Origin of the sequence: Leptothoe kymatousa TAU-MAC 1615 (assembly GCF_018739865.1) — a bacterium.
GTDB lineage: Bacteria > Cyanobacteriota > Cyanobacteriia > Phormidesmidales > Phormidesmidaceae > Leptothoe > Leptothoe kymatousa.
The window spans coordinates 145720-171194 of the sequence record NZ_JADOER010000003.1; the positions used below are offsets into that span (position 1 = coordinate 145720).

Below are 25475 nucleotides of genomic sequence, written 5' to 3' on the forward strand. Positions count from 1 at the left end.
TTGGGCGGGGTGGGCCTCGATCACCAGTGCCAGAATAGAACCCACCCATTTCCCCTCCCAGGAGGGGATGCAGTTATCGGTAGGTCACCTGGGCATTTGTCTCCTTAATTCCGCAACGGCTTCTTCGTCTTCAACAAATGCATAATCCGCGCCTGGGTCTTCTCCTGTTGCAACAACGGCAAGAACACCTCCCGCTCCAGCCCTAACAAATACTCCTCCGACACCCGTGCCGGGGCCGACAGCGTGCCCCCCGTCATCACATAGGCCAACTGCCCCGCCAGCCAACGATCGTACCCACTGGCAAAGCCCCCCTGCTCCAGGGTATAGGCCATATGGTCCAGCACCGCCCGACCCTGTTCCCCCAACACCCAAAAAGTCTCCTGGGCCGGAGGCCGATACCCAGCCCGGTCCAAACACAACACCTCTTCCTTCGCCACATACAGCCGCTGGTCATTGTTCATCACCACATGGGTATGGGCAGGCAAAAAGCCCAACTCCATCGCCTCATAGGCACTGCCCGCCACCGTCGCCGTCGCCACCGTCTTAAACACCTGGTTCAAAAACGGTTGAATATGTTGCACACTGCCACTCGCCGCCCGCTGCGCCGCCCATTTCGCCATGCGCGTTGTCCCCGTCGCCCCAGGAATTAGCCCCACACTCAGCTCCACCAGGCCAATATAGCTCTCCGCCGCTGCCACCACATGGGGGCAGGCCATCACCAACTCACAACCGCCCCCCAAAGCGCGTCCCTGCACCGCCGCCACAATCGGTTTATGGAAATAACGAATGCGCTGCAACAACGTTTGAAACGTCACCAACAAGTCGGTAATCAGTTGCCAATTTCCAGTTTGGGCAGCCGTCCCCATTTCCAACAGATTGGCTCCACCACAGAAATGATCGCTATTGTTACCGATCACCAACCCGCGATACTGATCCGTCTGGGTTAATTGATCGAGAACGGCCTGTAACCCATCCACCACAGTGGTGCTCAACGTATTCCCCTTCGAACGAAACTCATAGAGAACAACACCATCGCCCATGTCAAAAAGAGCCGCTTCAGGGTTCTCCCACAGATTGCTGCCCCTGGTTTTAATCAATGGCAAATAAATCTCATTCGACGGCTGCTCCACAGGCTGCTGCCCCAGGGGACCCAACACCCCATTGGCCATCAACAAGTTACTGGGCACACCATGGTGACTGCGATAGAAATGACCCTCCCCCGTGGCCGCCATCTCTTGAATCCACTCAGGCACTGCCAAATTTGCCGCCTGCATGTCGTAGAGCACTTTATGAAAGCCAAGGGCATCCCACATCTCAAATGGCCCCAACTGCCAGCCAAATCCCCACCGCATAGAGCGATCCACATCCACCGGGCTATCAGCAATCTCTGGCAACCGACAAGCACTATAGCTCAGCAATGCCAAGGTAGTCCGCCGGAAAAAATCTCCCGCTCTCCCCGATAGCTGATACAGCACCCTCAGGCGGTCTATCAAACTTGGCAACAGGGCAATCCCATCCAAGCCAGGCAAGTTCAGGGTATTTGCAGGTTCATAGGCAAAGGTTTTAGGATTCACAGAGAGAATCTCTTTGCCAACTTTTTTATAAAAGCCCTGGCCAGCCTTAGCACCACGGGAACCTGTCTCCACCAAAGCCTTCAACAACTCAGGCAGCTGAAACATTTGCCGCTGTTCATCCTGGGGAATGGCCGGATAAATATTCTCAGCAACGTGGAGTAACGTATCGAGACCCACTAAATCTGCGGTTCTAAAGGTGGCGGACTTGGGTCGCCCCACCAATGTCCCCGTCAGCCGATCAATCTCTTCAATGGAATAGCCATTGTCCGTCAGGGCATGCACCCCCAAAAACGTAGCAAATAGACCAATGCGGTTGGCAATAAAATTCGGCGTATCCTTGGCCATAACAACACCTTTACCCAGGTAGCTACGACTAAACCACGCCATCCGTTCAACAATGGCTGGGTCGGTCTCTGCCATGGGAATCAGTTCCAACAGCTTCAGATAGCGGGGAGGATTAAAAAAGTGCGTACCTAAAAACCGTTGACGAAATTGCAACGAACGCCCCTCAGCAATCTGCGCAATGGGCAAGCCACTGGTATTCGTAGAAATTATCGCATCAGGCCGCACAGTCTGCTCTAAGCGAGCCATCAGCTGTTGTTTAATATCCAAGCGCTCTACCACCGCCTCAATCACCCAGTCCACCTGAGCCAGACGAGAAAAATGGTCATGGTAGTTACCCAACTCAATCCGATGGGCCATATCTGAGGTAAACAACATGGGGGGCGACATTTTTTGTGCCTTCTTAAATGCCCCTTCCACCACGGCATTTTTATGCCCGTCAGCCCCAGGCAAATCCATTAGCAGCACCCGTAATCCGGCATTGGCTAGATGCGCCGCAATTTGGGTACCCATAATGCCAGCCCCCAACACCGCAGCCGTTTTGAAAGGACGAAAAGTCATAATGGTTCTCCCTCAAACAACAATAACCGTAGGTTGGGTGAGGCCACCCAACAGCCAAAACATTGAGCCAACAACATCACGCAATATGCGTCTGCCGTTGATGGCGCTCAAATATCCGCCACCGCCGCCCTTGGGCCACGCTATTGGGCGGTGCCAACGGCGGTGCCAGCTGTCGCTCTCGATATAGCCCTTCAATCTCCTGTCCATAAATCTGATAAAGCTGCTGTCGTCCGAGGCGAGCATCTGCCCTAGCCTCCATCAGCTCAAATCGCTTTATTTTCGACCAGTGGGGCAACTGCCCATTAATCTGATCAAGCAGGTGCTGATAGTGTTTCTGGGCAACGGTCTGCCACTCCCCGGCCCCTCCATCTGCGACGGCGATAACTGTCTCCAAAGCAGCTAGGTCAGGCACAAATAACACCCCACAAAACTTTTGGCCGGGTCCCACCACCAATGCCTGTCGCACCAGGGGTGACTGTTCCAATTGTTCCTCCACAGGTGTCGGAGCAACATACTTACCCGTCGAGAGCTTAAATAGGTCCTTCTTACAGCCCCGCAGCAGCAGCGAGCCATCCGCCAAGAACTCTCCTAAATCTCCGGTGTGGAACCAGCCCTCTGGATCAATGACGGCAGCCGTCGCCCCAGGTTTTCGAAAGTACCCCACCATGGTGTAGAGACTTTTCACCAGCACTTCACCATCCATGGCCAAACGCACTTCCACACCAGGTATGGGCGCCCCCACCGAGCCGGGGCGCAACCAGCGATCGCGGGTATAGCTCACCACAGAACTGGTCTCCGTCAAACCATACCCCTGCTTCACCGGAATCCCCACCCCGTTAAAAAAGGTGGTTATCTGCGGTTGCAGCGCGGCCCCTCCGCACAGCAAATAGCGCACCTGGCCGCCAAAAGCTCTATGTAACCCCCTAAATACGGTGTGGCTCCACAACCAACGCTGCCCTCGGCCCCAAATAGAAGGCTGCGGCCGCGGGGGGCAACCATGGGCCAATCGCCAAGCCCAACCGAGCACTAGGCGTTTCCCCCACCATGCTTGTTGTCGCAGACCGTTGATTTTCTCATACACCTTCTCCAGCAACCGGGGCACCGTGATAAAGATGGTCGGTTTTACCGCTGCCAGATGGCGCAATACCCGCCTGGGAGAGGAAAAATAGATATCATGGCCAAACCCAAAATGGCCATACAAAAAAGCTCTCGCAAAAATATGATTGAGGGGCAAAAAAGACAGGGCCACTTCCGGCGTCCCCGGCTGCAGACCTGGCATACTGCTAAACGCGGCCATGATGTTGCCAGTCAAACTCTTATGACTCAGCATCGCCCCCGTAAAGCCACCCCCAGCATCAGCGGTATAAACAATCGTAGCCAAATCATCAGGATGCAGATTATCCCTCAGTGCCTGCACCACAGAAGCCGCATAGCATCGCCGCCCCACATTGCGCAGCGCCCCTAGCGTCATCACCTGCGGTTGATTGCCTAGCCAGGTAGGTGGCGCGCCCTCCTCCACAACCACAACCAACGTCAGGGCGTTGACCAGGTCGTACACAGTTTGGAGCATCCCCCAGGTAGAGACCACCAACACTTGCAAGTCAGCATCCGCCAACATCCAGCGCGTGGCTTCCATGGGCTGCCCCCCAGCCATGGGCACCGTCACCAACCCCGCCAACAAACCGCCCATGTCGGCCATGGCCCAATACACATCGCTATCTAGCAACAAACCAATGCGCCCTCGTTCTCCTGGCGGGCCAGTTACCCCACGGGCCCGTAACCCCAAGGCCACCTCTTCTGCCGCCGTGCGAAATGCAGGATAGGTATACGTCTTCCAGCCATGGGCAGACCACTGATGCAAAGCGGGCGTATGGCCATAGGTACAGCCCATATCCAACAAGCTAGGGATTGTGTAGCGAAGGTTCACCTCCCCCTGCAATGGGGGAGCCACATGCAGCGAACAGCAGAAAATACATTGTTCATCCATGATTTTAGAAATCACAAAACACCCTCCACTACAGGTTGGGAAGGTAAAACCGATAAACGAGCAACCGTCTAAGGCACTACTGTTGAAAAATCTATGGAAAGCTACGTCGTCAAGAGGAGAGAAACGAAAAACAGAATTTAGCTTTCTATACAACGGTCTCCATGCATGGATATTAACATCCACCCATCAAGCATATTGTTCTAGCCATTGTCCTTAGCAAGAGATCTAAAAAGATCGCTACCAGAAACTGATATCAGCTTCATCGAACCCATAAAATGGGCATAGGGCTACAACTATTCAATCGCCTATGAAGGCAATTTCTATCAACAAAGAAGCAACTTAACAGTCACCAACCCAGCTAAAAAACTAAGCAATAAAATAGGAAAAGACTTAGAGTCTGTAGAGAAGCTTAGCTGGGATAGCTGGTTTTATTACTCTTTAATTATAGTGGGATCACCCATGGGATCGGGGGATCTCTTAATAAGCCTGTAATATTATTGCCCCGTCAGAGATTAGCAAACCCACTATTAATCAACGGGCACAGGCAATTGATACAGACTTTTAATATGGACCAAAGGCACTATTTAAATCGTCTTAAATCAGATTTAAATCCTGTTTTGGCTGAATAAAAATATCATTCTATTCACAGTTAATGTATTGGCTTAGCCATGCACTAATATCTTGCATAACGTCTGAAACATTAATTTCATTGAATAGTTCATGATAGGCTCCTGGATAACGAATAAAGGTTTTTTGTTGGGGGGGTAAGCCTGCAAAAAATTCTTCAGAAACTCGATAGTCAGCCACCTGATCAGCGGTGCCATGGAGCATTAATATCGGTTGAGTGAGATTTTGTTTATACTCGCCCAGCTGTTTCATGGTTTTAGCAAACTCTGCGGCAAGACGTGCCGTTCCTCGCTGGTGGCGTAGCGGATCGTGGGCATAGGCTAAAACCACGGCGCGATCGCGAGAAGGCAAGACAGACTTTAACCCCAAAGCCATGGAAAATCGAGGCAATCCCCAGGCAAGCACCTGACCAAGTTTCAGCCGCAGATCCGTTGCCCCATGGGGACCAAACGGCACCGATGCTGCGATCGCACCCGCCACCGATGGTTCACCACAGTGCGGGGAAACTGCCAAAGACTCTGACCGATGGCGCATATAGTCCAGGACGATTGTGCCCCCCAGACTATGACCCAGCAAAAAGCAAGGGACCGCTGCATGCTGTTGCTGCACCATGGCAAGCAAATCGGCCAGATCATCGCGATATTCGGCCCAACCATTAATATATCCTCGCTGCCCGGGCGAGCGACCATGGCCACGCAAATCATAGCCATAAATCGCATAGCCTTCTGGAATCAGTGCCCTAACAACATTTTGAAACAGACCACTATGGCTGCCTAAACCATGCACCAAAACAATAGTGGCCTTGACGGTCGATGGGGGCAACCAGCTTTGATAGTAAAGGCTCAAACCATCCCGCACCGTAAACATGCCATCCTGGTGCTGCATCGTCAACGTTTGCCATTTCAACTGCGACAATCGTTGTTGAAATCGCTGAAGCACCGGCTGCAATGCGTGGCTCGACTGCCCACTAACCAGACTCACTCCATAGGGTGCTTGACTGATCAAGTGAGCGTAGGCAGGCAGATGAAACGTTGCCCCATGCACCTGCCTGACATATCGATTAAAAAAATAAAGACTCAAACCGTGTAAATAGGTATCAATGATCGGAGGTGCTAAGGTCAACCCCGGAAAATCACCATCACGGGAAAGCTTCAGTAGCCCTAACAAATCGCGGACATCATGCACATGAGACTTCCCTCGAATCACCGCAAAAAATCTTTCCTGGCTGCCCAAGCGAGGAAACATCTGTAGAGGCTCCAAGGCCATGGGCGCGGTTTTATCATGGCTCCCCGTCACCATCACCGTTGGCACCGTCACAGCCGCCAAACCTTCAGTGCCAAACAGGCCACTACCAATGGGGTTCACCGTAAAAATAGCCGTTACCCGCCGATCGCTCAGCGGCCCTGGCTTAGGGGGCAACGAAAGCGCCCGACACTGAAGTAACAAAGAAATATTCAAACTCTCCGATAGACGCTCACATCGATGAGCCAAAGCCTCAAAATCAATGGTGGCACCCGCCAATGCCAGGGCTGTATAGGCACCAAAAGATTCCCCTAAAACACCCACATTCTCCAGGTCCAACTGTCCACCATAGTCCCGCCCATTGAGCCTTTCCAACTCATCCAACAAAGCCCTAATGTCACGGGGGCGATCAAAAAATTCCTGCAATGAAAAAACTTCATCCACACTGCCAGCCAAAAGATTACGAATTTGGTGAGTGTCACTACCGGCATGTTGAGGCACGGCAACCAAATACCCATGGGACGCGAAATGCTTCGCATAATGCAATACCGTTTGGGGATTAGCCGCCAACCCATGGGAAATAACAACTACTGGAATAGATGCAGCCATCTCTCCCAGGGGCTCATACAAAAACACCTGCAAGGACGACAATCCTTTTCGTCGTACCCATAGTCTTTTTTGACAAATGCCATAGGCTCCGGCAAGTCTCGCCTCTTGACCCAATACCTCTTGGCCCAGCGATTCCTGCTGCATCAGCGTTTGCAACAACTCGAGCAGTTCCTCCGTAGTGCTCAAAAGGAGATCCACCTGTTTCGAGGTCTCCAACAAGCGATCGGCCCGCACATTGCCAGCAATCTGATAGAGCAGGCTCATAATCGATAACTGATCTGCTTTAGCAATACGTTTAATTAAAGCTTGACGCTCCGCCACGTCAGCCGGTAGGTCTAGCAACTCGCCCAGTCTTTTCAGCAGCAAAACACCAATGTCAGTACCCAACAATCGCTGCAGACTATTGGCATCCAGGCGCACCTGTGTTTGTAAAATCTCTTGGCAATGAATTTGTGCCTGCGGCCTTTTCGCACCCAGGTAAAGCTCACAGGTACGCTGCGCAAACCGCCGCTGCCATAGCCGCGCTAACCGCTGTTGCAGCCTATGGGAAACCAAAGCAGGAGAAAAGGCCATAACGAAACCTCACAGACAACCATGGGTCCGTTCCTCTCCTGATTCCATCATGGCTCAGCGATTCAAACACCGACCTAAATCGATAGGGAGTTTAATATCAATCTCAAACGGGATAACTAAAAATGTCATGTTTTGGGAACACCGTGTACGTATTCACGGTTTATCTATGTATAAATTTTAAATAATCTTTAAATTAGCCATATAGTCCAAAGAGTCCTGATTGCAGGCCTTTTGTCAATTCTCCATAGGTTGAAAACACCTATTTACGGGAAAATCCATTAGATCTGGCATCCTAACTCGGGACTAAACCGATGAGTCAACCACTTGCTTACTTAAAGTGGACTTCATAAACTACTCACAGGTGTGTTGTATCTAAATGTAACGAAATGACGGCTAAAACAGTGCAGCCTTGCTCTGCCGCAGAGGACTATCGTCAACAGCTAGCAGCGATAGGTGGCTATCTGAAAACTATACGGACTCATCAAGGGCTTTCCCTACAGCAGGTTTCCCAGCGTACCCGCGTTCAGCCCAATCAATTACGCGCTATTGAAACAGGCGATGCCCGCAAGCTGCCCGAAGCAATTTACGTCAGGGGATTTCTCAAGCAATATGCCCAAGCCCTGGGCCTGAATGGAGAAGATATTGCCGCTCAGGTTTGTGTAGAACCCGCCAATATCAAACTTCGATGGCTAAATCAGGCCGACTTTTCGAGCCGCAGCCACCAGCATAACCGCAGTTTAGGTCACTGGTGGGCTAAGTTAACTCCGTTGGTGTAACTGGCGTAGCGACAGGTTCATTCGTATCCACATCGCTATCTGAAGTTTGTCCACTACCTTGGTTTTCTTGAACTGGCTTAGCCACCGGCTGCTCATAGATGGTCAGGTCAAACCAAAATGTGGTGCCAATACCCACTTCACTCACTAGCAGCATTTGGCTATTGTGCTTATCAATGATGTTTTTCACAATTGATAGGCCCAACCCTGTCCCTTCTAGGGTGTGAACACGATTTTCTACTCGATAGAAGCGATCAAAAATGGCATCTTGATCTTCAGCAGCGATACCAATGCCAGTATCGGAAATTTCAATGCGCACATTCCCTAATAAGTCTGGATGCTCCACCGACATAGGGGAACGATAGGCGCGAATCGCAACGCACCCACCCACGGTAGAAAACTTTAAGCCATTGCCCACCAGGTTGCCAAACACCTGTAATAGCAAATCATAATTCCCTAGAACGGGGGGCAGTCCGTCCTCGATTTCTTGAATCAATTCAATGCCCTTATCTTTGGCATTCAACTGATACGTGCGCAACGTTTGTTCAATGGGCTGGTGAATGTCCAATGACGTGAATTGATAGCGACGGTTGGACTCCAAACGAGAGAGATCCAACACATCATTCACTAACCGGGTCAGCCGGTCGGTTTCATTATTGGCCGTTTCTAGAAATTCTTGACGTTCCCGCTCGGATAAGTCGTCGCCATACTCATATAGGGTTTCAATAAACGATTTGATATTGAATAATGGCGTTCGCAACTCGTGGGAAATATTGCTAATAAACTGACTCTTCGCAGCATTGAGGGCCACTTCCCGCGTAATATCTTGCACCGTTAGGGCAATCCCTTTCACGGTTTCCCCAGACTGATCCAAAACAGAATTTAATAGGACCCGAATTGTCCGGTTGGTCGGTTCCGTCAGGCCAATGCGAAACTCTTGGCTTTCTGAGGAATCGCCTTTCGCTGCTTGATAAAGCGGCCGGGTCATTTGCACCCGCACCTGCCCCGGCAGGTGTTGCAACACATTGCCTTCGGGCGGCAGTTTCGAATCCCAACCAAAGATACGACTGGCGGCCGTATTGGCTAAAACGACCTCTAGGCTGGCGTCAATCAAAATTGCACCGTCTGCAATGGTAGACACCAGACGCTCAAGCTTTGCTTTCTCTGCCGTTAGTTCTTCAATGTTTTGTTCTTCATAACGCTCTAGGCGTTCCGCCATGTAGTTAAAGCTCTGGATTAATTCGCCTAGTTCGTCCCCACCTCGGGATAAATCAATCCGCTGCTTAAAGTTACCAGCAGCGATATTTTTTACCCCCGTCAGCAATTCTTTAATGGGTTGGGTGATGGTGAGGGCATTAAACACAGCCCCCAAGATCACCATCACCCAAATGCAGACAAATACGGCAATCGTCACATCACGGGTCAGATGGGATGAAGCCACCACTGTGGGGTTGGGATTGATGCCAAGGGCTAGCACCCCAAGGTAGTTGTCTTTAGACTTGAGCGGCACAAAAACATCAGTCACTTCTCCCGCAGGAGTTAAATGCTGACGCACCATAGGTAGGTCAACACTTTTGACATAGTTTTCCGGCAGCTGCATGCGGCGGCTGAGGGTGAGAGAGTTTTGTACAGCGGTATCAGCATAGGGAATGCCAAAAAAGATATAGCCGTCAGGATTGGCATAGAGCATGTAGCGAATGCTCGAGGTGCTATCCATAAAGCGTCTCGAAAAGATCGCCAAGTCTTCAAGCTGATCTGCCTCCACTAGGGGAGCTGTATTAGACGCTAGCAATAACCCTAAGTCACGACCAAAACGAGTATCGTTCAGGCGTGCATCCAACTGAATGGTATTGACAGCCCAAAAGGTCAGGCTGCTCATAATTAACGACACCACGAGGGTAGCTGCCGCCATCAATCGGGTCTGGAGGGTAAAATCTTTCCACCAATCGGCAATTAGCGTACGAATTTTTTGAAACAGTTCAACCATCCAACCTATATAGACCGGCCAACGTTATTGTGACATGAATTATCAAAGGGAGAATAACCTGGCAACTTGGTAGAAATCACCCGGCCAAAATTAATTCCTAATGCGATGGCCAATATCTTTACGGTAATAGGAATTTTCAAATTGGATAACGTTGACACCCCTATAGGCATTTGCGATCGCATCCTCAAAACTATCCCCCACAGCGGTCACCCCCAAAATGCGGCCACCATTGGATTTCAGCACACCCTTCACCAATTCGGTCCCCGCATGGAAAACCATAGCCCCAGTGCCGATGGCCGCGTCCAAACTACCAATGGCCATGCCCTTGGGATACTTACCGGGGTAGCCCTCGGCCGCCATCACCACACAGGCCGCATAGCCAGACTTCCACTCAAACGGCGGGAAATCGGCCAAACGCTGCTCACAGCAGGCCAGCATAATCTGCTCCAAGGGAGTGTCTAATAACGGCAATACCACCTGGGTTTCAGGATCGCCAAAGCGACAATTAAATTCGATCACCTTGGGAGCCCCGTCCGGCGTAATCATCAAACCGGCATACACCACACCGCGGTAATCGATGCTGCGCTCCCGCAATGTCTTAACGGTGGGATCCAAAACCTCCGTTTGAATCCGTGCTAATAATTCAGCCGATACTACAGGCGTTGGCGCATAGGCCCCCATGCCGCCAGTATTCGGCCCCGTATCCCCCTCCCCCACCTGCTTATGATCCTGGGCGGGTATCAATGGCCGAATCGTAATGCCATCAGTAACGGCCAACACAGAGGCTTCTTGCCCGGTGAGAAATTCTTCAATAACAACCTGGCGACCCGCCGCACCAAACTGACCGCCAAAAATAGCTGCGATCGCAGCGTGGGCCTCATCCAAGGTCATGGCAACAGTCACCCCTTTACCCGCCGCTAACCCATCGGCCTTAATCACGATGGGTGCCCCCTGCTCTTTCACATAGGCCATCGCCGCGTCGCCACTATCAAACACAGCGCTGGCCGCCGTTGGGATACCGGCTTCCTCCATTAGGGCCTTGGCCCAGGCCTTGCTGGCTTCAAGCTGCGCTCCGTCCTGATTGGGCCCAAACACCGTAATGCCCTGGGCTCGCAAACCATCGGCCACACCGTCGGCCAGGGGCTGCTCTGGCCCAACCGCCACCAAGCCAATATTTTGCACTAAAGCAAACCGCGCAATACCTTCTACATCGTCGACAGACATAGCCAAATTGGTACAACCGGGCATCGTTGCCGTACCACCATTTCCAGGAATACAAACGACATTTGTCACCTTAGGAGACTGTAGTAATGTCCATGCCATGGCGTGCTCTCGCCCGCCACTACCAATCACAATGGCTTTCACAGCGTTTTTAGTCCTGAACAAAGAAGGGGCTTCATTCTCCCACGTCATGGGCGAAATCGAAACAAGTTGTCATGTTCTAAACGATCAGGCCAATTTTGAGGGTCACTACTACATAAAAATCAAAAAACTAGTCGGCATTCTTTTTCTTTTGGGCATCGTCCTTAGCAGCCGTGTCTCCAGACGCCGTGTCCCCAGACGCCTTGTCTTCTTTCTTCTGGTCACCACCAGCATCGTCTGCCAGCAACTCAGCCGCCGTAATTCCTTCAGCACTATTCCCAAACCGCCACAGCACCGCCGCCGCCTCAGCCCGAGTGACCGCCTTATCTGGCTGAAACAAGGTGGTATACCCCAGCGCCCGCCGGATATTAGCAAATTCGCCATTGCTGTGATCCGCTAAAACAGACGGCAGTGCAATGGGCTCAATTTTGCTCGCATCCTGAAAACCCCACGCTTCCGAAACAGCCGCAGCCGTTGCCGCTGGCAGGGCAGACCGTTTATCCAACGGCACCTTCCACAAAATCAGGTCTTGGCGAGTCAAGGGGGCATCGGGGCGAAATTTTACAGCCGTGGCTGTGCCATTGAGGGCACTTGGGATCATGCCTGCTTCCGCCAGCCCCTGAATAGCTGGGAAATCAATATTGGCCACCCCCACATCCTGAAACGTAGGTTGGCTGCTTTCCACGGCTGGGCGAATTTTTTTAGCCGACTGATCGGCATAAAACTGATTGTTGGCCGCTAATAGCCAACGGGCATATTCACGTCGGGTAATGACTTGATTGGGCAAAAACTCATTGGGATTGCGTTCGATATTGTCATCGGCTTTAACGTCAATCAGCAGCAGCAAATCTAGTTGGACCAAGTCTTCAAGATATTGCTGGAGTTCTTCCGGTGCTTCGTCAATATCGACATAGCTGGCCTCGGTAAACTCAGGAATAACCGGCACTTCAGTCGTCGTTGACCCTGCGGTATTACTCGGTTTAGCGCCCTCTACACCGGAGGCTTCCTCAGTAGGGTCCGATGCATCCGCCACCTCTGGCGTCGCGACGGTATCCGGAGTACTCGCTGCAGTATCCGTGGTTTCCAGCAATCGAGGATCGGGCTCCAGAGTTTTCTCAATGGATTGCCCAAAGGGGCTACCTTCACACCCCGCCACGGCTAGCAAGAAAAGCATCACCCCGAAGGATTTAACTAGATACTGAAGTTGCTGCATGCAATGATATCCCACGAAAACAGCGCTACCAGGCTAGCGTATCTGATCACCGTTGTAACAGGCTAGGCTTTACACTTCTTGGCGTTGTCGATCCATTGACCGAAACCCATGGCCCGTCCAATTATTATCGACTGCGATCCAGGTGTGGATGATGCGATCGCACTGCTCCTTGCCCTGGCCCATCCCACCGCCCTCAATCTTCTCGGCATTACCACCGTGGCCGGCAATGTGCCGTTGCACTACACCAGCCAAAACGCCCTGCAAATTTGTGCCCTAGCAAAATCCCATACTCCAGTGTATGCCGGCTGCCCCCGCCCCATGCTGCGCGCCCTAGCAACCGCCGCCGATATCCACGGAGCCACAGGTTTACAAGGAACAGAACTACCTGCCCCAACACAATCCCTAATGGTGCAACACGCTGTTGCATTTTTAATCGACACCCTGCAACAGGCCCCCGAGCCCATCACCCTCGCCACCCTGGGCCCCCTTACCAACATTGCCGTTGCCCTGATCCAAGCCCCCCACATTGCCCAAAATATCGACCACATTATCGCCATGGGCGGAGCCATCACCCACGGCAACATGACCCCTAGCGCCGAATTCAACATCTACGTCGATCCCCATGCCGCTCAAGTCGTCTTTGCCTCCGGCATTCCCATCAAACTCATCACCCTCGACACCACCCACCAGGTCCTCACCACCGCCGAACACCTACAGACCTTACGGCAGCTCAATACTCCCGTGGGCAAAGCTGCCGCTGACCTACTGGCCCACTACGGCACTCCAGATAGGGAACGCTACGGCATGGCCGGCGCACCGTTGCACGATCCCTGCACCATCGCCTACCTACTCCAACCAGACCTCTTCACCTTCAAATCCACCTACACCACCGTGGACACCACCAGCCCCGACAACCTGGGCCGCACCGTCATTGACTGGTGGCAACGCACAGGCAAATCCCCCAATGTAGAGGTGGCCGCCTCCGTGAATGCAGCCGGGTTCTACGATCTGCTGCTCCCATCGTTGGCCCGCCTGTAGCCCACCAGCATGGCGCTGCATCCCCCATAAAACAAAAAACCAGCTGCCACCAGCCGCTAACCATTCCCTGCAATTCATGAACAAGTCCGTTACTTTACCGCACCAAACAAAAACGATTGCTAAAATGCCATCAAGCCGTTCGGTAGAGTAATGACCTACACCACCCAGGAACTTATCGACATCCTCGATCAAGAACTTAAGGCCGCCTGGCGCGGAGAACGTGTATTACTATCCACTGACGATCGTCTAGCTAATCCAGTCGTCTCCAAAGCAATCGGTGCGGATAAACTTAGCAAGGTTTTTGCCTACAAGGACTTTCGCGATCAAATCCATCAATATCAACGCGATCACAACGTTTCAGGGCTAGTATGGCACCCTTGCACCTTCAAAGGTCAAACCATTCAGTTACCCGAAATTCACCCAGACCTGACGGCGATTCCAGCCGATAAAGCGACGTTGGCCGCCGCCACCAAAAACATTATCCAATTCTGGCGTAGCTCCATCGATGGCTTACGCCTATGGAAAGCCGGTCACGATCCTATTGAAACCGACATCTCCACGGTTGAGGCCTACATTCGAGAGGCCGAATGGGCTGACATCAGCGCCACCCGCAGCGAGATCTACCTCGGTCTATGTTGGGGCAATCCAAAGGAATGCTACTGCGGTTGGGCTTATCCCGAGTCCGGGTGTCATCGAATTATTGCTGCGATCGCCGAACCCAGCGCCATCAAAATTTAGCCACATCAACAAGAATAATTCCAACATAAAAAAAGGTTGACAGCTTTAAAGGCCGTCAACCCAATCAAACACTTATTAAATCACTAACTACTAAGTAGTCCCTCTAACCTGTTGCACCCAATATCTCAATGCCCATTAGCGACGCTTAAAGACGGAGCTGGTGATAAAACCACCGACCGCTAGCAAGCCAAGCATCGATGCAGGCTCAGGCACATCTTGAGAAGAAATCGCACCGATGGCATCGATATCAGCACCTGCCCAGCCTTGGTTATAACGGTTCTTGCCGTTGTCTGTAACTCTCACAAAAGAGAATGTGTCGTCAGATGTAAAACCAAATGCATCGATGTCAATACCGGCGTGCTGAGTGCCACCAATCTCGCCTAGGGAGGCCCAGTTATCACCATCCTGGCTAATTTCCACCAACATACCTTCCACAAGGCCACCGGCTTCAAAAATCCATAGATCGTCCTTATCGTCGTTGCTACCAACCAAGAAATTGTCAGTAAACTTGACCGTAATTGAACCACCATTACCTAAAGAATAGTCATCGCGATCGGCGATGGCCATTTTGTTGCCTTTCCAGGAAGAATTGGCCGCACCTAGCACAGCATTAGGATCGTCAAAGGCCTGTGCTGATGCCTTCCAGGTCTTAGCGTAGGCTTCCTCTTGGGATAAACCGCCGGAATAGAACTTGGTGTAATCAACCACTTCATCGGCAAAAGAAGTTTCACCCTGGGCAAACTCAATACCCCGAAAAGTAACTGCAGAAGCGGACTGTGTCATAGCTGCAACCAGACCCAATGAGCTAAAGGCAGCAATGAGATATCCCCTGGATAAATTAAACATGTGAAACTCCTGTAATAAGAAAGCCAGCAAGAACGTACGTGACTAACCTATTTATGCCGACAGAGAATACATTTAGTATCTGAGGAATCACATAAATATGCGTGGCGACCAACAAAGTTTGTATAAGTAAATCAAGAAAAATAGGCACTTTTGAGCAGTTTTCTCGACTCAAAAAGAACATTAAAAAAACAATTCAGGCCAATAAATCTGTAGAAATAACGTTGCCGACAGCGGGACTGCTACATTAGCTCTACCCCATACCTAGGAGCCCCCTAGGGAAAACCCAAAAGAGGTCAAACAACCAGCCCCAAGGCATCCCAATGGCTTGGGCATATGTTGCCAAAACAAAAAGTGAGGCAGCTATTTAAGCTGCCTCACTTTCAATTTTCAGTATTCAAACTGAAATTCTATCTAGCTGCGCTCAGCCTTAGTAGCGATAGCTGCTGCCAGAACCAGGCTTGTGAACGATGAAGCTAAGAATCTGACACTGCTTCACGTTGTCGAAACCAACAACACGGATGTAGCAGTCGGGATACTCAGAACGGCAAGCCTGAACTTCGTCTAGAACTTCGCGGGTGCTCTTTGCATTAAACAAAGGCAGCTTCCACATGGTCCAGTAGTAAGTTGTAGGATCAGAGTCCTCATTGAACTCAACAGCGGGGAAGTAGCCCTGCTCGAGTACATACTGGATTTGACGCTCGATCTGAGCATCAGTTAGAGGGGGTAGGTAGGATAGCGTTTCGTAACGACGCTCTTTGGGCAGAGTTTTCATAATCTACTCGTCAGTATCGGTTTACAACGGTCTAGTAAAACTAGTCAGTCAGACTGAGAATCTCTATCACCCGCATCAGCTTTCCCTTGCAACTCTTCAGAACTCATTTGAGTCATGCGCTCTAAATGCTGCTTGCGATGTTCGATGTTTGCTTGCTGAATTCCTGTTGTTACCATTTCGGGCAGAAACTCAGTAACCTCTTCGGCCAAATGCTGGCGGACTGTCATCACCCTAAGGGCTAAATCAGCCTGCTCTTGCATCAGGGACGCGATAAACGCCTCTCCATCTTGCAAGTTGACCCTTGTAGCAAAATCGTTGAACCAGTAGGAGCGCGGCAAATCCGTCTCCTTTAACTGACCCATGACCACTCGAACCGCTTGATAGGTTAAATAGCTTGTCAGCGTCTTAGCCGTATCTTTTGCAATTCGCTTTAGATCCATAGGTCAGCTTAATGCATCAAATGCATTAAAGCAGGTTCAAATAGCTAATGCGGTAACCAGGGCAGCAAAATTTTCTAAAGAAAAAATAACCGCCCTAGCTCTAGCAATTAGAGGATGTCTCTAATTAGAGAGTGTCTCTAGTTAAAGAGTGTCTCTAGTTAGAGGGTGTCTCTAATTAGAGAGTGTCAACAGTGTCGAACTCGAACTTGATTTCCTTCCAAAGTTCGCAAGCTGCAGCCAGCTCAGGAGACCACTTACAAGCTTCACGGATGATGTCGCCACCTTCGCGAGCCAAGTTGCGGCCTTCGTTACGAGCTTGTACACAAGCTTCAAGAGCAACCCGGTTTGCAGTTGCACCAGGAGCGTTACCCCAAGGGTGACCCAGAGTACCACCACCGAACTGAAGTACGGAGTCGTCGCCGAAGATTTCAACCAGTGCAGGCATGTGCCATACGTGAATACCACCGGAAGCTACGGCCATTACGCCGCCCATAGCTGCCCAGTCCTGGGTGAAGTAAACACCACGGGACTTGTCTTGCTCTACATAGTTTTCACGTAGTAGGTCAACGAAGCCCATAGTACCGGCGCGGTCACCTTCAAGCTTACCGACAACGGTACCGGTGTGAATGTGGTCACCACCGGACATACGTAGACACTTGGCTAGAACGCGGAAGTGGATACCGTGGTTCTTCTGACGGTCGATTACTGCGTGCATTGCACGGTGAATGTGCAGTAGAACGCCGTTATCACGACACCAGTGGGACAGAGTGGTGTTTGCAGTGAAACCACCGGTTAGGAAGTCGTGCATGATGATGGGCTGGTCGAGCTCTTTAGCGTACTCGGCCCGCTTGATCATCTCTTCGCAGGTGGCAGCGGTCACGTTTAGGTAGTGACCCTTGATTTCGCCAGTCTCTGCTTGTGCCTTAGTAATGGCATCGGCACAGAACAAGAAGCGATCGCGCCAGCGCTGGAAAGGCTGAGAGTTGATGTTCTCGTCATCCTTAGTGAAGTCCAGACCACCACGTAGGCACTCATAAACCGCACGGCCGTAGTTCTTAGCAGATAGACCGAGCTTGGGCTTAATGGTGCAACCCAACATGGGACGACCATACTTGTTCAGCTTGTCACGCTCAACCTGAATACCGTGGGGAGGTCCCTGGAAAGTCTTGAGGTAAGCAACGGGAATCCGTAGGTCTTCCAGACGTAGTGCACGCAGGGCTTTAAAGCCAAATACGTTACCTACTAGAGACGTTAGTAGGTTAGTTACGGAACCTTCCTCGAATAGATCGAGAGGATAAGCAACGTAGCAGATGTACTGGTTATCTTCGCCGGGTACGGGCTCAATGTCGTAGCAACGACCCTTATACCGATCCATGTCGGTCAGTAGGTCAGTCCATACGGTGGTCCAAGTACCGGTAGAAGATTCTGCGGCAACTGCTGCTGCGCACTCTTCAGGAGGAACCCCAGGTTGGGGGGTCATCCGGAATGCGGCCAGAATATCAGTATCTTTAGGCGTGTAGTCTGGCGTGTAATAGGTCAGCTTGTAATCCTTTACACCGGCACTGTAGCCAGCCTTCGACTGCGTCGACGTCTGAGAGTAAGACATATCTCCCTTCCTGTGAATCAAACTAGATGGCTTACGAACTCAACCACCCGAGGCGGACACCATAGCGATTGCCCACTGCCTGGCTGAGGTGACTGAGTTCAGATAATGGTGTCGAGCAGCAGACACTGCTAGACAGCCAAATTGACTGTTCTCCTTATCTTTAGGCAGATTGCACTACCTAATTCTTTAAAGAATACTATCAGCGATCTGATAAGTAGCATTTTGGAAGTTCTGTATAGATTCATAACTTTTATTTATGAATCTACGTGCAGGACTATTAAGTTTTTCCAAATGCGACTGTTGATACAGCGTGTAGCGATTTACTGAGTAACAACAGTTTGCGACAGCACAAATTTGTCAAAAATACTATGCCATAAGGCTTGAGAAAGTCTTTTCTCTTCTAAGAAAGTTTTTAGATTTACTAATGAGTGACTTTAGGAGAATGAGATTGACACCGCGCCCCGGGCAAGTTATCAAAGCATCAAGTTGCCTGCATATGCCGCAGGAGCAAACAATAAAGTGGACTATATGGAGACGTCACTGTGGTTTCTGCTAAGCAATTGATTCAGTTGGCCGTAGGCACAACTCTTTGTTGGAATATCGTTGCCCCCGTTATTGCCCAGGAGTCGAATAACACGCCTATTTACACAGACCCACCGCCACGGGTAACACCCTTGCCGTCCGATCGGCCGTTCCGCAGGAACCCTTTATCCGCAGACTTTCAAGTGGGGGCATTGCAGGCAGACTTTACCGGTAGCCTGTGGGTGGGCTCCCACCAGGGCTTAGCGCGCATCAACCCGGCCACCGGTGTGATTCAAGCGCGGGTAAATGTCCCCAATCGGTTTATTGATGCCATGGTCCAGGACCGGGTGGGTCGCATCTGGCTAGGTACTTACAATGGCCTGGTCCGGGTGGACCCCCGCATTGATCAGATTACGGCTCAAAACTTTCGCCTTCCCTCCAATCGCGTGTTGGATATGGTGATTGATGATCGAGGATTTCTATGGACGGGAACTGATCAGGGCTTGGCGTTGATTAGCCCCGATCGCGGTCTATTGATGACCACGCTGCAAGAGTTACCCGGCGTCAGTGCCAATGCCCTCAGCCTTGATCAAGCAGGCCAACTGTGGGTGGGCACCCTCAGTGGTTTGGTCCAGGTGGATACGGCAACAGCCTTTATTATCAATCGAGTGTCCAATATTCCAGGGGCCTCAGTCCAAGCTATGGCCACCGGTCCCCAGGGCCAACTCTGGGTGGGCACAGCCCAAGGATTGTTTGTGTTTGATGCGGATACGGGGGCCCTCCTACGATCGGTCACCTTAATGCGTGGCAAAAGCGTCACTGCGATCGCATTTGATAAAACCCAGAGCCTTTGGGTCGGTACCGAAAACGGCTTATTTAAGCTCAATCCATACAATGGGGCGATCGTTAGCCAAGTGCCCAATTTGCCATCCAGCCACATTCTCTCTATTGAACCCAATGTCAGTAGTAAGCTGTGGGTAGGCACGACAGAAGGACTCGCTTGGGTCAGTTCAACCACGGGTAGAGCCAATACCCATGAGGCGTTTTTTAGCGAGAGTGCCCAGGCTCAATAACATGTGTTAATCCATGACTATAACGGTTTCTCATATCGCTCGTTGGAAGCAGGAGGGCCGCTCCATTGCTGTTCTGACCGCTTGGGATTATCTCTCGGCACAAATTATAGATGCAGCGGGGATTGATGTTGTCTTAGTGGGTGACTCTCTGGCCATGACCGTGTTGGGATACGACACTACGGTGCCGCTCACACTAGACGAGATTATTCACCATGCTAAAGCCGTCCGCCGTGGCCTATCCCAAGCCATGATGGTGGTAGATTTACCGTTTATGAGCTATCAGGTCAGCATCGAACAGGCCCTCACCAATGCGGGCAGGCTGGTTAAGGAGACCGGTGCCCAAGCGGTGAAATTAGAGGGCGGCTATCCAGAGATGGTGGCAACCGTGGCCCGGCTCACCCAACTTGGCATCCCGGTGATGGGGCATGTGGGCCTAACACCCCAGTCGGTTAACCAATTTGGAGGGTTTCGGAAACAGGGCAAAACAGCGGAATCGGCGGATCGGATTGTGGCGGAAGCCCAGGCCCTCGAACAAGCTGGGGCGTTTTCCATTGTGCTAGAACATATCCCCACCGAAGTTGCGGAGCGGATTACTAAATTGTTGACCATTCCCACCATCGGCATCGGTGCAGGCAATAGCTGTGACGGTCAGGTTTTAGTGACCTCCGATGTATTAGGGCTATCCGATTGGCAGCCCCCCTTTGCCCAGCCCTTGGTGGATTTGCGATCGCAGGCGATCCATGCCGTTCAACAATTTTGCCAACAGGTGCGCCAAACTCCCCCAGAAGAATAAACCAGCAGGATGGAAGACGATGGCAACAAATACGGCTAAGCTGGCTATTGGAACTTGATGCCCGTTGATGAAGTCTTCAAAACCCATCACTGGTGTCTCCTCCAGACTTTCGCGATTGGCCGCGAATTCTTATATAAGTAACTTCTAAATTGATTCACTATGGCTAAACTATCCGCTGAACTTCAGCGCTATTTTTTGGATGCGCCGTCTTTGACGCCTACCGCCCACGAAGCTGACGCAGCCCAGGTAGCTAATGCCGGTGATGATGTCACCCTAAACGAACTTCTAACCTTGGGTGGGGAAAGAACCTTCGGCTTCTTATTCGTCATCCTATCCCTGCCCTCTGCCTTGCCCGTGCCAGCACCGGGGTATTCCATTCCCTTTGGGATTGTGATGCTACTACTGGCCGTACAGTTGGTGATTGGCCGGAAAAAACCTTGGCTCCCCCAAAACTGGATGGATAAGGGATTCGCACGGACTAAGGTCGCTGGATTTATCACCAAAGGATTGCCCTGGCTACAAAAAATTGAAGCCGTATCCAGACCCAGACTCTCGATTATTTGCACCAGCCCCGTGGGTCGTCTGGCCTTGGGAATTGCGATCGCATTAATGTCCGTGGCCATGATGATTCCCATCCCTGGCACCAACACCCTGCCCGCCATCGGCATTTTCATCATCGGCTTTGGCCTCCTCGACGATGATGGCGCCATTAGCCTAGCGGGCCTCACCGTTTGTACCCTGGCCATTGGCCTAGTGGGTTCAATTGTTTTCTTCGGCGCCGAAGTCGTAGACAGCATCAAAGACCAGGTCCTCGGCCGCTAACCTGACTGAACAGGCAAACCCTAGCTTAATTTCACGGTTCCCCGGCAAGGGGAACCACCAGGGCCAAGTTACATCAACTCCGGAAACTCATAAACCACCACTCCCGAATCTGGACGATTCGTCACATCGGCATAGCCTGAGCGCACCATCGTTGTCAATTCAGACTCAATCTTTTCAAACGATTCCCCAGTTTCCATCACCGCTTGAGTCACCGTCAGCTGACCGCCATGCAATTTTGCCAACCGCAGCAACTTCACCATCAGGGTGTCTTGGCTCACTTCAGCCGAAACAGCAGGCTGAGGGTCAAATTTAGACGGCTTATCACCAAACAATTTGCGATGGCGCTGTTCTGCCATATCTGGAATTAGCAATAAGTCCACAAACTGGCCAATGCCAAAAAAGCCCCAGGTAAATAACCACAGCAGACCCGACGCAATTTTGCCATTGTAAAGTCGGTGCAGCCCACCAATGCCAAACAAAAAGCCCATCCACAAAAGATAGCTAGCTGTCTTACGGTCTTGGACTTGCTTAGAAGGAACGATAGCAGACATGGCGCTGGGTGAAGGGTGCTTCTTACCCCCAGCTTACAAAAGGAAAACTGGGAGCGTCCATAAAGATATGGTCGGGTTGACCGAACATTAAGAACCTTTTCTATTACTTTCCACGCAGTCTTTGTAAAAGCGTTCTCGCTTCATCTTCAGTCATATCTAAACGCCCACGGGAATGCTCCCAAAATCGCCCCCACCAATCCTCGGGCTGGGTATGCTCACCGTCATAGTCCGTTGGGCGACCTTGGCGACCGTCTACCACCAGGCTGCCGACATAGTCTGCATCGTCATAAACCTGCTGGATCTGCTTATGAATTTCCCGCATATCGTCCGCAGAAACCACACCGTTGCTCGTGGCCTTATAAAACTGAACCGTGACCCGAATCGGAAAATCAGGATCCCGCTCAATTTCTAGATCGTCAATTTCCGTAAAGGGACCTTCCACCGCACCATGGCCAATAACAGCAGCCTCCACATCGCTCCTCGCTGCTTCATCAGATGCGTATACGGCTTCAGCCTCTGCCATCGACTGCATCATCATCGGCTCAGCTGGCAAAAAAGGCTGCTTTTGCTTCAGCGGCACCTGAATGAGCATCACCATATTCAACCCAGCTTTGTCAGCCTCGTCACCGGCAGGACGATCAGTCGCGGGCTCTGTTGATTCCCCATCCGTTTGAAAATCGCTCAGCCGCTGTCCTGTCAGGCTTGCCCGCTCACCATTTTGATTAAAAAATAATCGCTGGCCCCAGGTTGCCCCCGCATCAAAGCCATCACGCTGATTATCAATCACGGTTGCACTGGTGCCTTCGGGCGTAACCAGCAATGTCAGCACCGCCGGATCCCCCGGATAGGACTGGTAGTTGAACAAAACCGGATTAAATATCGCACCTTCCCCCTGAGGAATCGGCAAAAACGCCGCCTGAGCACTCACCAGGGCATGACTATCGCGCTCGGCCAACAAGGATTTCCCAGGCCCTTGCCAGGAATCGGGTTCGCTTAAGTAGCTACGCAAATCCCCCAAAACGTCTTCCAAGGAAACACGCCTTAGCTCATCGCCCTTTTCATTCCCTGTCAGCACATAAAACTGATCTAAGGGCACATCCCCTGTGATGTCGGCAAAGTTGGGATAGCGAATCACCGGCATAAGATGCAGCGAATAGTCGCCCGTGTCCGGATCTTGCTGCTGCACCTGAATGGTCATATCGCTGATATTGGGACCAACGGCAGAATTATCGTAGCGCCCGGTATCTTCCCAAGTAACATCCACAATATCCAGCCCCCAGCGATCGGCCAAGGTTTGGCTGCTTTGGTCATAGATCATCGAGCGCGTACGCTCGATCACCTGGCGATAGTCCTGAAAGCGTTGACGACTTAAAATTCTTGGCATTTCCTCTGGTTCAGCCGGCGCTGAGATATTCGCTAGGGCTAATGGTGCCGCCGACAAATTTGCCCCAGCCTGCTGGGATATCCCTACCATTGCCATTGCTCCTAGTGCCAATAACCAGAGTCGTCTAGCCATTACTCGATGTGTCCTTATAAACGCTACGCTCAGCATAGTTAGAGATACAGCCACCAGAGGACGGGTTACGAAAATCGCAACATGCAAAAATTAACGGCTAGGGCAGTGTCAAAGCTAAAAGTTGGGGTTGGTTAAAGCTCAAGAGTCAAGGGTAAAGCATGACTCTTGAGCTCGTTCTACGCTGCACCCTTTACTGGCCCCATCTTCAGTCCTAGGCGCGACAGGCCACTGGCTCATGTTCTCCCGTTGTTATTCGCTGTTTTTGATCCTGCGTCGCCAACACAATTTTGTCTCGCTAGGCAACAACTAGGCGCTACAACGTCGGTGATTGTCGAGCAATGATAATCAGGCGATCTGACACCTCTAACACTAAATCGGCGGGCGGATTAACCTGGGTGATGCGCTCATTATTTTTGGTCGATTCCAGGGCTAACAACAGGGCATCAGACTGTTGTTTTAGATGTTGTGACAAACTCCAACAAGCCTGGCCCACCCAGTGCGACGGCACAGATATTTCATAAATTTGGTTACCGCTTTGGACAGTCAACAACTCAGCCAGGGCTTCTACCGAACCTTGATTGCGGGCAGATGTGGCAATCAAATGGCTAGACACCTCTTCTGTCACAATCACATCATCCACGCCTGCTAATTTGAGTTGCACATCGTTGCGACGATCGAGCAGTTGGGCGCAGGTATAAATCGATGGATTCAGTTTTTCAATCGTCAGCGCTGCCAAGACCGTGCGTGCATCACGATCTTGATCGGTGCGGGGGTGGGTGGCATCTGCCAATAAAATTGCCCGTGAAGCGTAGGTAATGCCCACCGTTTCGAGGATATCGATCTTGGTGTAATCCTCAGGATAAAAATAGAGTTGGGACTGATTAAGGCGTTTCAGCTCTTGAAAAGGTTCTTCTGTATTTTCAACCACAATCACAACGGCACACCGATTCAGATCGCCATCGGCCAATAGTTCTTCCACAATCAGATGGCCGCCCCGGTTCCAACCACAAATCACGATATGCTCGCGCAGTTCATCTATTTCCAAGGCTTTGAAGTCCATAAATGTTTCTAGTTTGCGCATCATCACGGCGGAGACCACACCGGTAAATACGGCGAACGTGGTGAGTCCGCCCATCATCACCATTAGGGCGATGACTTTGCCAATGTCGGTTTGGGGATCGCCGCCAATGGGTTCTCCGGCCACCAGCGATAAAAAGCTCCACCACATAGCGTCTGGCAAAGAGTCGAGGCGCGGGTTGTAGGGGGCTTCAAATAGATACGTGGCTAGGCCACCGGTCAATACGATCAAGCCAATGATCATAAAGACGCCGATTTGTAAGCCTAGGCTAGTTGCGATCGCGCTAGACAACCGCCCCAAACTACGATTCAACAAAATACCCGCCCGCAGCAGCCGCAATATCCGCAGCAACCGCAGCAACCGAAACGCCGATATCATCGGCATCACAGCTAAAATATCGAGCCAATAGTTGCGCCAAAACCGCCGTTTTTTACGCGCCACCCAATAGCGCAGACTCAGCTCACAAATAAAAATGCTGGTCAGCCCCGCCTGCCCATGGGTCACCCAGCGCGTGGCCAGACCTCGCGTTTCTAGCACCACCTCCAACACCACCAGCGCCACCGACAATAAAATCATCGCCACCAGAGCGATTTCGGTCTGGGGTGCATGGATAAAGCGATCCAGAAAATCCTTAAAGCGTGAAGTATGGGAGACGCCCACTGGCATAGGGTTAGGTTACATATAATTTGGTCAGATCAGCCCCAGCTATTACAAAGATGACCTAGCTATAGACAAGCAAAACTGGAGCATTAACAATGGGTGGAAGATCGAACACCTAATAAAACATACTGTAGGGAAGCCGTTTACATGCAACAACGCTTCGCCACCTC

The 25475-nt window shown here is 51.3% G+C and carries 19 protein-coding genes; 6 read left to right on the forward strand and 13 right to left on the reverse strand.

The annotated features are described in order from the left end of the window. Positions 1–104: 104 nt before the first annotated feature. From IXB28_RS02240 to IXB28_RS02250, 3 genes are all read right to left on the reverse strand, one after another. Complete coding sequence (locus tag IXB28_RS02240; RefSeq protein WP_215616925.1) at positions 105–2477, reverse strand: 3-hydroxyacyl-CoA dehydrogenase/enoyl-CoA hydratase family protein; 2373 nt, start codon at positions 2475–2477, stop codon at positions 105–107. A gap of 76 nt (positions 2478–2553) precedes the next feature. Further along, positions 2554–4479, reverse strand: coding sequence for an AMP-dependent synthetase/ligase (locus IXB28_RS02245; protein ID WP_215616926.1), 1926 nt, complete (start codon positions 4477–4479; stop codon positions 2554–2556). A gap of 624 nt (positions 4480–5103) precedes the next feature. After that, positions 5104–7515 carry an alpha/beta fold hydrolase gene (locus IXB28_RS02250; protein ID WP_215616927.1) on the reverse strand — a complete coding sequence of 804 codons (2412 nt, stop codon included), beginning with the start codon at positions 7513–7515 and terminating at the stop codon, positions 5104–5106. Between the two features lie 386 nt (positions 7516–7901). Between IXB28_RS02250 and IXB28_RS02255 the strand changes: the two genes are divergently transcribed. Continuing rightward, positions 7902–8291, forward strand: a complete 390-nt coding sequence (locus IXB28_RS02255) for a helix-turn-helix domain-containing protein (protein WP_215616928.1) — start codon at positions 7902–7904, stop codon at positions 8289–8291. Here IXB28_RS02255 and nblS read toward each other — a convergent pair. The 3 genes from nblS to IXB28_RS02270 all read right to left on the reverse strand — a co-directional run bounded on the left by nblS (position 8269) and on the right by IXB28_RS02270 (position 12850). Continuing rightward, positions 8269–10275, reverse strand: coding sequence for a two-component system sensor histidine kinase NblS (gene nblS, locus IXB28_RS02260; RefSeq protein ID WP_246559580.1), 2007 nt, complete (start codon positions 10273–10275; stop codon positions 8269–8271). The two genes, IXB28_RS02255 and nblS, sit on opposite strands and share 23 nt — an antisense overlap. A gap of 90 nt (positions 10276–10365) precedes the next feature. After that, a complete protein-coding gene (gene purD, locus IXB28_RS02265; protein ID WP_215616929.1) occupies positions 10366–11640 on the reverse strand; it encodes a phosphoribosylamine--glycine ligase in 1275 nt (424 codons plus the stop codon). 127 nt (positions 11641–11767) lie between these two features. Further along, complete coding sequence (locus tag IXB28_RS02270; RefSeq protein ID WP_215616930.1) at positions 11768–12850, reverse strand: S-layer homology domain-containing protein; 1083 nt, start codon at positions 12848–12850, stop codon at positions 11768–11770. A 108-nt stretch (positions 12851–12958) separates the two neighbouring features. Between IXB28_RS02270 and IXB28_RS02275 the strand changes: the two genes are divergently transcribed. Further along, positions 12959–13888, forward strand: a complete 930-nt coding sequence (locus IXB28_RS02275) for a nucleoside hydrolase (protein WP_215616931.1) — start codon at positions 12959–12961, stop codon at positions 13886–13888. Between the two features lie 150 nt (positions 13889–14038). Further along, positions 14039–14626, forward strand: coding sequence for a hypothetical protein (locus IXB28_RS02280; protein ID WP_215616932.1), 588 nt, complete (start codon positions 14039–14041; stop codon positions 14624–14626). Between the two features lie 135 nt (positions 14627–14761). On the opposite strand, the gene IXB28_RS02285 is transcribed toward IXB28_RS02280, so the two are convergent. The 4 genes from IXB28_RS02285 to IXB28_RS02300 all read right to left on the reverse strand — a co-directional run bounded on the left by IXB28_RS02285 (position 14762) and on the right by IXB28_RS02300 (position 18290). Next, positions 14762–15409, reverse strand: coding sequence for a PEP-CTERM sorting domain-containing protein (locus tag IXB28_RS02285; RefSeq protein WP_215616933.1), 648 nt, complete (start codon positions 15407–15409; stop codon positions 14762–14764). A 490-nt stretch (positions 15410–15899) separates the two neighbouring features. After that, positions 15900–16244, reverse strand: a complete 345-nt coding sequence (locus IXB28_RS02290; RefSeq protein ID WP_215616934.1) for a ribulose bisphosphate carboxylase small subunit — start codon at positions 16242–16244, stop codon at positions 15900–15902. A gap of 44 nt (positions 16245–16288) precedes the next feature. Beyond that, a complete protein-coding gene (gene rcbX, locus IXB28_RS02295; RefSeq protein ID WP_215616935.1) occupies positions 16289–16684 on the reverse strand; it encodes a RuBisCO chaperone RbcX in 396 nt (131 codons plus the stop codon). A 175-nt stretch (positions 16685–16859) separates the two neighbouring features. Further along, positions 16860–18290, reverse strand: a complete 1431-nt coding sequence (locus tag IXB28_RS02300) for a form I ribulose bisphosphate carboxylase large subunit (protein WP_215616936.1) — start codon at positions 18288–18290, stop codon at positions 16860–16862. A gap of 542 nt (positions 18291–18832) precedes the next feature. On the opposite strand from IXB28_RS02300, the gene IXB28_RS02305 reads away from it, so the two are divergent. The 3 genes from IXB28_RS02305 (at position 18833) to IXB28_RS02315 (ending at position 21500) form a co-directional block, all read left to right on the forward strand. Beyond that, on the forward strand, positions 18833–19885 hold the full coding sequence (locus IXB28_RS02305) for a ligand-binding sensor domain-containing protein (RefSeq protein ID WP_215616937.1): 1053 nt from the start codon (positions 18833–18835) through the stop codon (positions 19883–19885). A 13-nt stretch (positions 19886–19898) separates the two neighbouring features. Further along, entirely contained in the window at positions 19899–20678 is a 780-nt protein-coding gene (gene panB, locus IXB28_RS02310) for a 3-methyl-2-oxobutanoate hydroxymethyltransferase (RefSeq protein WP_215616938.1), read from the forward strand. A 159-nt stretch (positions 20679–20837) separates the two neighbouring features. Further along, positions 20838–21500 (forward strand): exopolysaccharide biosynthesis protein, encoded by a 663-nt coding sequence (locus IXB28_RS02315; protein ID WP_215616939.1) that lies wholly within the window; start codon positions 20838–20840, stop codon positions 21498–21500. 68 nt (positions 21501–21568) lie between these two features. Here IXB28_RS02315 and IXB28_RS02320 read toward each other — a convergent pair whose 3' ends face one another. The 3 genes from IXB28_RS02320 to IXB28_RS02330 all read right to left on the reverse strand — a co-directional run bounded on the left by IXB28_RS02320 (position 21569) and on the right by IXB28_RS02330 (position 25311). Beyond that, a complete protein-coding gene (locus IXB28_RS02320) occupies positions 21569–22051 on the reverse strand; it encodes a TM2 domain-containing protein (protein ID WP_215616940.1) in 483 nt (160 codons plus the stop codon). A gap of 103 nt (positions 22052–22154) precedes the next feature. Then, the gene (locus tag IXB28_RS02325) at positions 22155–23525 is read right to left on the reverse strand and encodes a hypothetical protein (RefSeq protein ID WP_246559582.1); all 1371 of its coding nucleotides are present in this window, start codon (positions 23523–23525) and stop codon (positions 22155–22157) included. Between the two features lie 355 nt (positions 23526–23880). After that, on the reverse strand, positions 23881–25311 hold the full coding sequence (locus IXB28_RS02330) for an ion transporter (protein WP_215616942.1): 1431 nt from the start codon (positions 25309–25311) through the stop codon (positions 23881–23883). Positions 25312–25475 lie beyond the last annotated feature (164 nt).